The sequence below is a fragment of the Burkholderia sp. AU45388 genome (assembly GCF_030481585.1).
Classification (GTDB): domain Bacteria; phylum Pseudomonadota; class Gammaproteobacteria; order Burkholderiales; family Burkholderiaceae; genus Burkholderia; species Burkholderia sola.
On record NZ_JAUJPV010000004.1, the window covers coordinates 200,299 to 212,827 of the forward strand.

The 12,529-nt window shown below is 68.7% G+C and carries 8 protein-coding genes and 1 pseudogene; 2 read left to right on the forward strand and 7 right to left on the reverse strand.

The annotated features are described in order from the left end of the window. Nucleotides 1-13: 13 nt before the first annotated feature. Complete coding sequence (locus QZM72_RS10615; protein WP_301738035.1) at nucleotides 14-1,423, reverse strand: FAD-binding oxidoreductase; 1,410 nt, start codon at nucleotides 1,421-1,423, stop codon at nucleotides 14-16. A gap of 136 nt (nucleotides 1,424-1,559) precedes the next feature. Here QZM72_RS10615 and QZM72_RS10620 point away from each other — a divergent pair, with 136 nt between their 5' ends. Both QZM72_RS10620 and hmpA read left to right on the forward strand, forming a co-directional pair. Continuing rightward, on the forward strand, nucleotides 1,560-2,111 hold the full coding sequence (locus tag QZM72_RS10620) for a cob(I)yrinic acid a,c-diamide adenosyltransferase (RefSeq protein WP_089466723.1): 552 nt from the start codon (nucleotides 1,560-1,562) through the stop codon (nucleotides 2,109-2,111). A gap of 94 nt (nucleotides 2,112-2,205) precedes the next feature. Further along, on the forward strand, nucleotides 2,206-3,414 hold the full coding sequence (gene hmpA / locus QZM72_RS10625; protein ID WP_301738036.1) for an NO-inducible flavohemoprotein: 1,209 nt from the start codon (nucleotides 2,206-2,208) through the stop codon (nucleotides 3,412-3,414). Nucleotides 3,415-3,437: 23 nt separating this feature from the next. Here the strand turns inward: hmpA and QZM72_RS10630 are convergent, their stop codons facing one another. The 6 genes and pseudogenes from QZM72_RS10630 to QZM72_RS10655 form a co-directional block, all read right to left on the reverse strand. Beyond that, the gene (locus QZM72_RS10630) at nucleotides 3,438-3,818 is read right to left on the reverse strand and encodes a type II toxin-antitoxin system VapC family toxin (RefSeq protein WP_367620029.1); all 381 of its coding nucleotides are present in this window, start codon (nucleotides 3,816-3,818) and stop codon (nucleotides 3,438-3,440) included. 83 nt (nucleotides 3,819-3,901) lie between these two features. Further along, nucleotides 3,902-4,162 (reverse strand): annotated as a pseudogene (locus QZM72_RS10635) (type II toxin-antitoxin system Phd/YefM family antitoxin); the annotation flags it as partial. Nucleotides 4,163-4,284: 122 nt separating this feature from the next. Next, nucleotides 4,285-5,358, reverse strand: coding sequence for a 3-deoxy-7-phosphoheptulonate synthase AroG (gene aroG / locus QZM72_RS10640; RefSeq protein ID WP_006476851.1), 1,074 nt, complete (start codon nucleotides 5,356-5,358; stop codon nucleotides 4,285-4,287). A gap of 399 nt (nucleotides 5,359-5,757) precedes the next feature. Continuing rightward, complete coding sequence (gene tldD / locus QZM72_RS10645) at nucleotides 5,758-7,224, reverse strand: metalloprotease TldD (protein ID WP_089466725.1); 1,467 nt, start codon at nucleotides 7,222-7,224, stop codon at nucleotides 5,758-5,760. Between the two features lie 84 nt (nucleotides 7,225-7,308). Further along, nucleotides 7,309-8,136, reverse strand: coding sequence for a carbon-nitrogen hydrolase family protein (locus QZM72_RS10650; protein WP_089466726.1), 828 nt, complete (start codon nucleotides 8,134-8,136; stop codon nucleotides 7,309-7,311). 60 nt (nucleotides 8,137-8,196) lie between these two features. After that, nucleotides 8,197-12,396 carry a YhdP family protein gene (locus QZM72_RS10655; protein ID WP_089466727.1) on the reverse strand — a complete coding sequence of 1,400 codons (4,200 nt, stop codon included), beginning with the start codon at nucleotides 12,394-12,396 and terminating at the stop codon, nucleotides 8,197-8,199. Between the last annotated feature and the right edge of the window lie 133 nt (nucleotides 12,397-12,529).

Consider the following 12,529-nt stretch of genomic DNA (forward strand, 5'->3'; position numbering starts at 1 on the left):
TCGCGCCGCCGGGTCAGCACGTGAAAATCTTGCCCGGATTCATCAGGTTGCGCGGATCGAGCGCGAGCTTGATCGCGCGCATCGTGTCGATCGCGTTGTCGCCGTGCTCCTTCGGCAGGAAGCGCATCTTGTGCAGCCCGACGCCGTGCTCGCCCGTGCAGGTGCCGCCCAGGCGCAGCGCGCGCTCGACGATCCGGTCGTTGATGCGTTCGGCTTCGGCGAGCTCCTCGGGCTTGTCGGGATCGATCAGGATCGCGACGTGGAAATTGCCGTCGCCGACGTGGCCGACGATCGGGCAGGGCAGCGACGACGCGCGCAGGTCGACCTCGGTTTCCTCGACGCATGCGGCGAGCTGCGAGATCGGCACGCACACGTCGGTCGTCACCGCGCGGCAGCCGGGCTTCAACTGCAGCATCGCGAAGTACGCGTTGTGGCGCGCGGACCAGAGCCGCGTGCGATCCTCGGGGCGCGTCGCCCATTCGAAGCCCTGGCCGGCGTTCTGGCCGGCGAGCGCCTGCACGAGTTCGGCCTGTTCCTTCACGCCGGCGTCGGTGCCATGGAATTCGAAGAACAGCGTCGGCGCTTCCGCCAGCGTCAGGTTCGAGTGACGGTTGATCGAGCGCACCGCGAGCGCGTCGACGAACTCGACGCGCGCGATCGGCACACCGATCTGAATCGTCTCGATCACCGTGCGGACCGCGTCGGCCATCGTCGGGAACGTGCAGATCGCTGCCGACACGGCTTCCGGCAGCGGGTGCAGGCGCAGCGTGATCTCGGTGATAACGCCGAGCGTGCCTTCGGACCCGACGAACAGCCGCGTGAGATCGTAGCCGGCCGACGACTTGCGCGCGCGCGAACCGGTTTTCACCACGCGGCCGTCGGCGAGCACCGCGGTCAGGCCGAGCACGTTCTCGCGCATCGTGCCGTAGCGCACCGCGTTGGTGCCGGATGCGCGCGTCGCGGTCATCCCGCCGATGCTGGCGTCGGCGCCCGGATCGATCGGGAAGAACAGGCCGGTGTCGCGCAGCGCTTCGTTGAGCGCCTTGCGCGTGATGCCCGGCTCGACCGTCACGGTCAGGTCTTCGGCGTTGATCGACAGCACGCGGTTCATTTCAGACAGGTCGAGCGACACGCCGCCGCGCACCGCGAGCAGGTGGCCTTCGAGCGACGAACCGGCGCCGTACGGGATCAGCGGCACGCTGTAGAGCGAGCACAGCGACACGACTTCGCGCACGTCGTCGGTGCTGCGCGCGAAGACGACGGCGTCGGGCAGTTGCGGGTCGAACGGGGATTCGTCGCGGCCGTGATGGGCGCGAACCGCGTCGGCGGTCGACACGCGCTCGCCGAAAGCGGCGCGCAGCGCATCGAGCATGGCGGGGGGCAGCGGGCGGCGCGTGGCGGCCGGCGGGGCGGGGTGGTTCACGAATGTCTCCTGACTGCTTGTCGTACTGTCGGCCCATTCTACGCTGTAACGCCTGCTGCGCCTCCCGCCGCGGGCTGCGATAATCGCGTTCCAGCCAACCGGGCCGCGTCGCGGCCGCGCACGAGAGGACATTCGCATGGGCAACCGCTTGAGCAAGATCGCGACGCGCACGGGCGACGACGGCACCACCGGGCTCGGCGACGGACGGCGCATCGGCAAGGACGACGCGCGGATCGCCGCGATCGGCGACGTCGACGAACTGAACTCGAATCTCGGCGTGCTGCTGGCCGAGCCGTTGCCCGACGACGTGCGCACCGCGCTCGTCACGATCCAGCACGACCTGTTCGATCTCGGCGGCGAGCTGTGCATTCCTGGCCATACGGTGATCGACGACACGCACCTCGCGCGCGTCGACCAGTGGCTCGCCCACTACAACGCGACGCTGCCGCCGCTGAAGGAATTCATCCTGCCGGCCGGCTCGCGCGCGGCGTCGCTCGCGCACGTCTGCCGAACCGTGTGCCGCCGCGCGGAGCGCTCGATCGTCGCGCTCGGGCGCGACGACGCGCTCAACGATGCGCCGCGGCGGTACGTGAACCGGCTGTCCGACCTGCTGTTCGTGCTGGCGCGCGTGCTGAACCGCGCCGGCGGCGGCGCCGACGTGCTGTGGGAGCGCGGGCGCGTCCGCTAGCGCGCCGTCGCGGTTTTGCGCACTGCGACAATTTGCCCGGGGGGCGTTCTCCGTTAAACATGTATCGTACGTGCATGTTTAACGGAGAACGAACATGACCCACCTCACCGCTGACCAGATGGCCCGTGTGAAGGCCACCGCCCCCGTCCTTGCCGAGCACGGCGCGACGATCACGAAGCATTTCTATCAGCGCATGTTCGCGCGTCATCCGGAACTGAAGAACCTGTTCAACCAGACGCACCAGAAGACCGGCAGCCAGCCCGAGACGCTCGCGAAAGCCGTCTATGCGTATGCGGCCAACATCGACAACCTCGGCGTGCTGGGCGGCGCGGTGTCGCGCATCTCGCACAAGCACGCGAGCCTGAACATCCGTCCCGAGCATTACCCGATCGTCGGCGAGAACCTGCTCGCGTCGATCGTCGAGGTGCTCGGCGACGCGGTCGATGCCGACACGCTGGAAGCGTGGCGCGTGGCCTACGGCCAGCTCGCGCGGATCCTGATCGGCGCGGAGGCCGACCTGTACGCGAACGCCGCATGGAGCGGCTTCCGCCCGTTCAAGGTTGCGCGCAAGGTGCGTGAAAGCGACGAGATCACGTCGTTCTACCTGACGCCGGCCGACGGCGGCGACGCGCCGACGTTCGAGCCGGGCCAGTTCGTCACGGTGAAGCGCTTCGTCGGCGATCTCGGCGTCAACCAGCCGCGCCAGTACAGCCTGTCCGACGCGCCGCACGGCAAATGGCTGCGCATCTCGGTGAAGCGCGAGGCCGGCAAGCCGGAAGCGATCCCGGCCGGCAAGGTGTCGACGCTGCTGCACGATGGCGTCGAAGCGGGCGCGATCGTCGAGGTGACCGCGCCAATGGGCGACTTCTCGCTGAAGCGCGACGTGGATACGCCGGTCGTGCTGATTTCGGGCGGAGTCGGCATCACGCCGATGATGTCGATGGCGTCGACGCTGATCGCCGCCGGCAGCCAGCGCGACGTGCGGTTCATCCATGCATGCCGTTCGGGTGCGGTGCACGCGTTCCGCGACTGGCTGAACGACACGGCGCGCGAGCATGCGAACGTGAAGCGCACGGTGCTGTACGAAGTGGTCGGCCCGAACGATCGGGCCGGCATCGATCACGATCTCGAAGGGCGTCTTACGCCGGAGCGTGTGCAGCAGTACGCGCTGGTGCCGGACGCCGATTACTACATCTGTGGGCCGATCGCGTTCATGAAGGCGCAGCGCGACGCGCTCGTCGCGCTCGGCGTCGCGCCGGAACGGGTGAACACGGAGATCTTCGGGTCGGGTGCGCTCGAGTGAGGACGGAGGACGGCCGATTTCGGTCAATGCAATGACGCAACGACAAAGCCCGGCTCGCGCCGGGCTTTGTCGTTGCGGCGCCGTGGGGGGCGACTGCAGGCGCGCAACATCAGCGTTGCGTGGTAGCGCCACACCTTCGGATCGGCACTGACGAGCGGCATCCCTTCATGGAGTGCCTGCGCGACCATCATGCGGTCGAACGGATCGGCGTGGTCCGGGAATCCGGCAACGCGGCGACTGCCTCTGCGTGATCGCTGCTGATCGGCAACTCCGCAAAACCTGCAAGCCGAATGCCGGACGCGCATCTCTCGGATGGACGGGCAGATACCTTGGCGGTATTTGATCTCGATTTCCCAAATCGACGCGGCGCTGACGTACGGCGTGTTTTGGGGATGTTCGATCAATGCGGTCGCGGTTGCCGAAAGCTGCGGCGCGCCTTCAGCCCACCCACAGCGCGATGTGCGTATCGAGCAGCAGCTTCACGGTGCAAGCCCTGGTCCGAGCTGGCATCGAAGTCGGCGGCGATCGATTCATCGCCGGCATTGAATGCCTCGACGCTTGCTGGAATGTTCAATCCGGCAAGCAACTGACGGGCTGCGCCGATCCGCTTCGGCGCGACGTAAGGAGCGATCCGGGCCACCGGATGACCATTGCGGGCGATCACGACTTCGGCCTCGCGCCCCGATTCAAGCGCTTCCACGAGGCTGGAAAGCCGCGACTTGGCATCGTGCATGTTGACGGTCGACATGGCCGATCCTCTGGTCAGCCAGCTGATGTTAGCTGGTCTAGCGGAGCGACACGCCGACCGCAGGCTGGCCGCATGGCCAATTCGCCGGCAGGCGGGGCCATACGGTCAGCCAGTAACGTCCTTCAGTTCCCGCTGCCGCGCGCGACGCGTCGCGCCTTCACCGATTCCGCGAGCCCTTCGAGCACCTTCACGCTGTCGTCCCACGCGATGCACGCATCGGTGATGCTCTGGCCGTAGGTCAGCGCGCAGCCTTCCTTCAGGTCCTGGCGGCCCTCGACGAGGTGCGACTCGATCATCACGCCGACGATGCGCTCGTCGCCGGCCGCGATCTGGCGGCCGATGTCCGCGCACACGGGAATTTGATTCTCGTGCTTCTTCGAGCTGTTCGCGTGGCTCGCGTCGATCATCAGGCGCGCGGCGAGGCCGGCCTTGCCGATGTCCGCGCACGCGGCGTTCACGCTGTCCGCGTCGTAGTTCGGCGCCTTGCCGCCGCGCAGGATCACGTGGCAGTCCTCGTTGCCGGCCGTCGACACGATCGCCGAATGGCCGCCCTTCGTCACCGACAGGAAATGGTGCGGCTGCGACGCGGCCTTGATCGCGTCGACCGCGATCTTCACGTTGCCGTCGGTGCCGTTCTTGAAGCCGACCGGGCACGACAGCCCCGACGCGAGCTCGCGGTGCACCTGCGACTCGGTCGTGCGCGCGCCGATCGCGCCCCACGAGATCAGGTCGGCGATGTACTGCGGGCTGATCATGTCGAGGTATTCGGTCGCGGCCGGCAGCCCCATTTCGTTGATCTGCAGCAGCAGCTCGCGCGCGGTGCGCAGCCCTTCGTTGATCTTGAAGCTGTTGTCGAGGTGCGGATCGTTGATGAGCCCCTTCCAGCCGACCGTCGTGCGCGGCTTCTCGAAGTACACGCGCATCACGATTTCCAGCTCGCCCTTGAAGCGCTCGCGTTCCTTCACGAGCCGGCCCGCGTATTCGATCGCCGCCTTCGTATCGTGGATCGAACACGGCCCGATCACGACGATCAGCCGATCGTCCATCCCGTGCAGGATGCGATGCATCGACTGGCGCGAGTGATAGATCAGCTCGGACGCGGCTTCGGAGCACGCGAATTCGCGGATCAGGTGGGCGGGCGGCGTCAGTTCCTTGAGTTCGCGAATGCGGACGTCGTCGGTGTTGTGCGGGGGCATGCTGTTTCTCCTAATTTTTCGGGGCGCCGTTCGGTCAATGCGCGTGCGGCAGATTCATCAATTCGGGCAATTCAGTGGTTCCGGTCGGGGCCGCGGGACCCACTGCGGCGGCGACCGGCTGGCGAAGGGCGAAAAAAAACCGCCGGGTTCGCCGGCGGTTTTTTCGGGAATTTCGGTTGCGCTTTACGCGCCATCAACCCTCTCGATCCGCCAGCGGTCTGAGATACCAAAAAAAGTAAAAGTAAAACTTGGCGGACATGACGGAAATTCGGCTCGTCAAAAAAGTTGATTCGGAATTTATACCCGGTCCCCGCGCGGCTGGCAACCGGGGGGGCTCGAAAATGCGGATAATCCGCGCGTTTTATTCAAAATGCGCGGATTGTCTGCGTCGTGATGCGGTTATGCCGTACCGCCGACCGTCATCTTGTCGATTCGCAGGGTCGGCTGGCCGACGCCGACCGGCACGCTCTGGCCTTCCTTGCCGCATACGCCGACGCCCGTGTCGAGCGACATGTCGTTGCCGATCATGCTCACGTATTTCAGCGATTCCGGGCCGCTGCCGATCAGCGTCGCGCCCTTCACCGGGTAGGTGACCTTGCCGTTCTCGATCATGTACGCCTCGGACGCCGAGAACACGAACTTGCCGTTCGTGATGTCGACCTGGCCGCCGCCGAAGTTCACCGCGTACAGGCCGTTCTTCACCGACGCGATGATTTCCTGCGGATCCTTGTCGCCGTTCAGCATGTACGTGTTCGTCATGCGCGGCATCGGCAGCGCCGCATACGACTCGCGCCGCGCGTTGCCGGTGACCGGCATCTTCATCAGGCGCGCGTTCAGCGTGTCCTGGATGTAGCCCTTCAGGATGCCGTCCTCGATCAGCGTCGTGCACTGCGTCGGATTGCCTTCGTCGTCGATGTTCAGCGAGCCGCGGCGGTTCGGCAGCGTGCCGTCGTCGACCACCGTCACGCCCTTCGCGGCGACCTGCTCGCCGATCCGGCCCGCGAACGCGGACGAGCCCTTGCGGTTGAAGTCGCCCTCGAGCCCGTGGCCGATCGCCTCGTGCAGCAGCACGCCCGGCCAGCCCGGCCCGAGCACGACCGTCATCGCGCCGGCCGGCGCCGGCCGCGCGTCGAGGTTCACGAGCGCCGCATGCACGGCGTCGTCGACGTAGCGCGACAGCACTTCGTCGGTGAAGTAGCCGTAGTCGAAGCGGCCGCCGCCGCCGCCGGAGCCGATCTCGCGGCGGCCGTTCTGTTCGGCGATCACCGTGACCGACACGCGCACGAGCGGGCGGATGTCGGCGGCGAGCGCGCCGTCGCTGCGCGCGACGAGCACGACGTCGTATTCGCCGGCGAGGCCCGCCATCACCTGCGTGACGCGCGGGTCGCGGCCGCGCGCCATCTGCTCGATGCGCTCGAGCAGCTTGACCTTGGCCGTCGCGTCGAGCGACGCGAGCGGGTCGGACGGCAGGTACAGGTCGCGCCCCGAGATGCCCGTCAGCGACGAGGCGGCCTTGATCTTCTGGCGGCCGCCGCCGGCCGCCGCGATCGCCTTGGTGGCGGCAGCGGCCTGTGCGATCGCTTCCGGCGACAGGTCGTCCGAGTACGCGAACGCAGTGCGGTCGCCCGCGATCGCGCGCACGCCGACGCCCTGGTCGATGCTGAAGCTGCCCGATTTGACGATGCCTTCCTCGAGGCTCCACGCTTCACTGCGGGTCGCCTGGAAGTACAGGTCCGCGTAGTCGACGCGATGCGTAAAGATGTCGGCGATCGTGCGCGTGAGCAGGCTTTCGTCGAGGCCGTACGGCGTGAGCAGGATGTCCTTCGCCAGCGCGAGGTTGCGGATGCCGGGTTCGATGATGTTCATGCGGATATCGGGATTCTCAAAAAGTTGTCGGGTGCTGCCGGGCAGATGGGTGGGCCGCGCGGCGTTTCAAGCGGTGCGGCGGATTCAGCTCAGCACGCGGTGCCGCCACGCGGGCAGGCTCTGGCGTACGTCGGCGATGCGTTGCGGATCGAGCGTGCCGAGCACGACGCTCGCGCCCTCGTCGCGCACCGCGACGATCTCGCCCCACGGGTCGATCAGCATGCTGTGGCCCCACGTGCGCCGGCCGTTCTCGTGCTTGCCGCCCTGCGCGGCCGCGAGCACGTAGCACTGGTTCTCGACGGCCCGCGCGCGCAGCAGCGTTTCCCAGTGCGCGCGGCCCGTCGTATACGTAAACGCCGACGGCACGACCATCAGCGCGCAGTCGCCCATGCGGCGATACAGCTCCGGAAAGCGGAGATCGTAACAGACCGACAGGCCGACCCGCCCGAACGGGGCGTCGAACGCGACGACCGTGTCGCCCGCGCGGATCGTGCGCGCCTCGTCGAACGATTCGTCGCCTTTCTCGAAGTTGAACAGGTGGATCTTGTCGTAGCGCGCGGCCTCGTTGCCGGACGGATCGAACGCGAGCGTCGTGTTCAGCACGCGGTCGGGTTCCGGCGCCTTCAGCGGCAGCGTGCCGCCGATCACCCAGATGCCGTGGCGGCGCGCGGCGTCGGCGAGGAATTGCTGGATCGGGCCGTCCCGGTACGGTTCGGCGAGCGCGAGCTTGTCGGTGTCGCGGTGGCCCATGAAGCAGAAATATTCTGGCAGCAGCACGAGCTGCGCACCTTCGCCGGCGGCTTCCGCGATCAGGCGGCGTGCTTCGGCGAGATTGCGGGTGACGTCCGGCGCGCTCACCATCTGCAGCGCGGCGACCTGGAAGGGCGTGGCGGAACGGGCGTGATCGGTCATCGCGGAATCGCTTGCGTCATAAATGGGGTGCGGCCCGGCGCCTGGCGGCTCGATGCGCGCTCAATGGCTCGATGCATCGGCCGGACCGTGATTCATCTTACCCTGATCGCTCCGCACCCGCTCGATGTGCGGGTGCGCCCACGAGCCGGTGATCGCGTAGTCGAGCGCGAATGCGTGCGACAGCGTCTCGGACAGCGCGTAGTTCGCGGCCAGCACGCCGATGCCGAGCAGCGGATTGACGACGGCGGCCCCGATCGCGGCCGCGCCCGCGCTGATCTTCGGCGCGACGTGGGCATGCAGGTCCTGCGTCTCGGTGCCGAGATCGACCGCGCCGCGCACGGTGACGTTCGCGGGGCCCGTCATCATCGAGAAGTCGTCGGTGCGCGCGATGCCGTTCGAAATCCGGCCGGTACCGGTGATCTTGTCGAACGGCAGCCCCTTGCCGACCACGTCGCGGAAGTTCAGCGTCAGGAAGCGCGCGAGGCTCTGTAGGCTCAGCACGCCAAGCAGCTTGGCCGCGCCCGGATCGACCTTCAGGATCTTCCCGTGCTCGAGGTCCACCGCGACCTGGCCGCCGAGCGACGGAAAGTCGAGCGCGGTCGGGCCGCCGCGCCAGCCGACCTTGCCCGTGACCGAGCCGTGACCGTCCGCGAGCGTGCGCGGCAGGCCGACGCGGTCGAGCAGCGCGCCCGCGTTGTCGATGTCGAGCTTGAAGTCGAACACGGTGCGGCGCGGCGCATCGGTTTCGTCGGCACCGCGGGCAAGCGCGCGGCGCGACGTGCGCCAGTTGCCGGTGGCCGTGAGCGTCGCGGCCGGGTTCGACAGTTCCAGCTTGTCGAGCTGCCACACGGGCGTGCCGTCTTCGTCGATGTTGCGCGCGTTGACGACGAGCCGGCCGATGTCGTGATTGCGCGCGACGACCTGGTCGACGATCAGGTCGATCGACGGCATCGGGCGGTCGGTCGGCGTCGGCAGGTTCATCGCGCGGCCGACGAGATCGTGCTGCGCGCTATCCGGAATCACGAGCTTCGCGAGCCGCGCGTTGAGCACGCCCGCGCCGTTGTGGCCGCCGCCCGGCGCCCACGACAGGTAGCCCGACACCTGGTTCGACGCGATGTTCGCCTGCCAGAGGTCGTCGACGTGCGACGCGCCGACGATCGCGTTTTCCCAGTTGCGCTTGAGCAGCTTCAGCGTGTCGAAATGGAACGCGAAGCGCTTCGGCGCGAAGCTCGCGAAATCGACGCGCGGCGCGGCCTGCGGTTCCGGCGCGCGCGGCGTGGCGGGCTTCAGCGTGTGGGCGAGGGCGAGCCACGCGTCGGCGTCCAGCTCGGCGACGTCGACGGCCGCGCTCACACCCTCCTGCGGCATGTCGGGCATCCGGTGAATGCCCATCGCGCCGCGTACCGCGCGCAGCGGCTGGCCGCGCGTCGCGTCGAGCAGGTAGGTCGCGGTCACCGGGCCGAGCGTCAGGTCGGCGTGTTCGAGACGTTTGCCGTCCGCCTGCGGCGCCGGCTGCAGCGTGAAGCGGAACGGCATCGGCGTGCCGGCCGGTTTCGCGAACGGCGCCGGGAAGTTCAGCGCCACGCCCGTCAGGTCGGATTGCGCGCTGACGTCGGGCAGCCGGCCCGGCGCGCCGCGCACCGCGACTTTGTACGGCGCGTCGCCGACCACGTGTTCGAGCAGCGCGGCGGCCGCGCCGTGCAGGTTCAGGCCGCGCGCGGCGTCGAGCGCGAGCCGACCGTCGACGTCCACCGCGTACGGGCCGTGCGACCGGAAGGTGCCGTTCGCGCGCACCGGGCCGCCGAGGAAGCGCCCCGACAGGTCGTGCAGCGATGCACCGGCCTCGGTGAAGCGGACGCTGCCGCGCAGGGCCGACAGCGGCGGCACGCCGCGGGTCGACAGCGTGTTGCCGCCGAACGCGAGCGCGCCTTCGACGTGCGTGTGCGGATGGGGGACGTGTTGCGGAATCGTGATCTTGAGCGCGAGCGACGCGGTGCCCTGCGCGTCGATCCGCTGGCCGACGTGGTGGCTCATCGTGCCGAGCGAGCTGTGGTCCGCATAGTCGATCAGGTCGGCGAGCGGGCCCCGCGCATGGCCGTCGATGATCAGCGGCGAGTGCGACGGATTGCCGAGATCGTCGATGCGGCCCGCGACCTTCGTCAGCGCGACGCGCTTGTAGTGCGCGCGCCGGATGTCGAAACGCAGCTTGTTCTGCGCGAGCTCGAACACGCCGTCGATTCCGTCGAGCGCCGGCCAGACGCTCGGCGTGCCGTTCGCGAGCTTGCGCGGCGGGTACGGCGTCGGCTCGAAGCGGCCGCCGGTGAACGGCGCGACGATGTGGAACACGCCGGCGTCCGGCTCGTGTTCGAACGGGAATTTCTCGAGCGGGCCGCGCGCGACGATCGACGCGCCCTTGGTCACGTTGCCGTCCTGCAGTGCATGGCCGAGATAGTCGCGCAGGTGCTCGGACATCCCGGTCGGCAGGTAGCGCGGAATGCGCGCGACCGACGCGCGCGCGAAATCGGCGCGCAGGTCGAGCGAGCCGCGGCCGTGGCCGGGGTTCGTGTACGAGCCCGACACCGCGATTTCGGCATCGGGGTTCGACACGAACAGGTCGGGCAGCGACACGTCGACGCGCGCGTGCTTGTCGCCGGGCGCGGGCGTGATCGTCCATTTGGCGTTGCCGCGCAGCCGGTCGAACGTCAGGCGCGGCTCGTCGAATTCGCCGGGCACGGTGACGGCTGCGTGGACCGTGTCGATATGCGCGGCGCCGCCGGTCTCGTTCGCATCGACGCGGCCCCACAGGTTCTCGACGCCCGGCCAGCCGGCGCGCGGGTGGCCGCGCGGCGAGAGCCCGGGCGGCGGCTCCTGCGCGGCGAAGCTGATGCCTTGCAGATCGCCGAGGAAGCGGTAGCGGACGATCGGCGCGGCGCCCATGCGCCGCTCCTCGTCGGCGAGATCGGCGCGCGCGGGTTTCGCGCGCTCGACCTCGATGTGATAGTTCGACACCATCCCGCGCGGGTCGATCTTGATCAGCTCGTTGCGCAGGCGTGCCGGCAGCGGCAACCCGCGGATGAATTCGCTGAGGATGCCGAGATCGACGCGGTCGCCGACCACGCTGAGCAATTGCCCCTGGTTCGCGGTCGGCACGCGGTAGCGCGCCGTCAGCGTCGACAGCGCGAGCGAGCGGGCGAGCGGCGTGCCGTCCGGCAGCGGCGGCTGGCCGAGCTCCGCATTGAAGCGCGTCAGGTGCAGCGTGTAGTCGTGGCCCGCATCGAGCACCATGTCCCAGCCGAAGCCGACGGTCGGCACGTCGAGCCGCGGCTGGGTCGGGCGCACGCGCAGCACGACGTCGGCGCCTTGCAGGTCGCCGCCCGCCGAACGCAGGTGGCCGTCGCCGAAGGTCGCCCAGATCGCGTTGTCGATCCGGCCCGCGTGGATCGTGAGCGGCACGTCGAGATAGCGCGTGAGCGTCTGCAGGTCGACGGGGCCGGTCGACAGGTACGCGTCGCCGGTCCAGTTCGCCGGCTTGCCGATCGGCGCGAGCGGCTTGTGCTTGAAGCGCGCGCGGAAATCGAGCGGACCGAGCAGCAGCGTGCCGTTCGCGGGCGCCTGCAGCGCGGCCTTGTGCACGCGGCCGTCGTTGAGCACCGCGAGCCGGATGCCCGACAGCACGAGCTCCGGTGCGTCGTGCTGCGCGTCGCGCCAGCGCAGCGTGCCGCCGCGCAGCACGATCGCCTCCTGCTTGAGCAGCCAGGTGCCGAACGTGTCGTTGCCGCCGTGGGTGGTCGCGACGCCGACGCCCGCGACGCTCAGCGAGCCGTCGGCCGCCCGCGCGACGACGAGGTCGGGCTGGTCGACGATCAGGCTCGACAGCGCGGGCGACAGCCGCAGCAGCGACATCCACGACAGCGCGGCCGTCGCGTGCGGCACCGACAGCGCGACCTTGCCGTCACGGCCGCGGATCGTCAGGTTCGTGAGTTCGACGCCCGGCTGCATGCCGGACCAGTTCGGGGAAAGCTTGCCGATCGAAAGCTGCGCATGGAGCTTGTCGGACACGGCGCGCTCGATGCGCGGGCGGAATTCGTCGATGCGGGGCAGCAGCACGTAGCGCAGCCCGAGGAAGGCGCCGGCCGCGACGAAGTAGGTGCCGATCCCGGCTGCCAGCGTCACCTTGAACACGCGACGCAGGACCGGATGATCGTGCTTCGGAGGTCCCGCTTCGGGCGCAGCTACGGCGGATTCCTGACGGTCGGACATGCGGCGGACGGGCGGCGATATGGTAGTTTTGCAGATTGACGTTGAAATGTATCACAGGGGTTCGTGCCGGCGGCCGTTGGGGGCAGCGCGGCACGGGCTTTCCGGCGCGCGGTGTCGCGACGGGCGCATGCGC

Bases quoted from the DNA above. Each gene is read 5' to 3' on its own strand.
- aroG (WP_006476851.1), bottom strand. From the start codon at position 5,358: ATGCCCCCGCACAACACCGACGACGTCCGCATTCGCGAACTCAAGGAA.
- QZM72_RS10650 (WP_089466726.1), bottom strand. From the start codon at position 8,136: ATGACCGATCACGCCCGTTCCGCCACGCCCTTCCAGGTCGCCGCGCTG.
- tldD (WP_089466725.1), bottom strand. From the start codon at position 7,224: ATGAACATCATCGAACCCGGCATCCGCAACCTCGCGCTGGCGAAGGAC.
- hmpA (WP_301738036.1), top strand. From the start codon at position 2,206: ATGACCCACCTCACCGCTGACCAGATGGCCCGTGTGAAGGCCACCGCC.
- QZM72_RS10655 (WP_089466727.1), bottom strand. From the start codon at position 12,396: ATGTCCGACCGTCAGGAATCCGCCGTAGCTGCGCCCGAAGCGGGACCT.
- QZM72_RS10620 (WP_089466723.1), top strand. From the start codon at position 1,560: ATGGGCAACCGCTTGAGCAAGATCGCGACGCGCACGGGCGACGACGGC.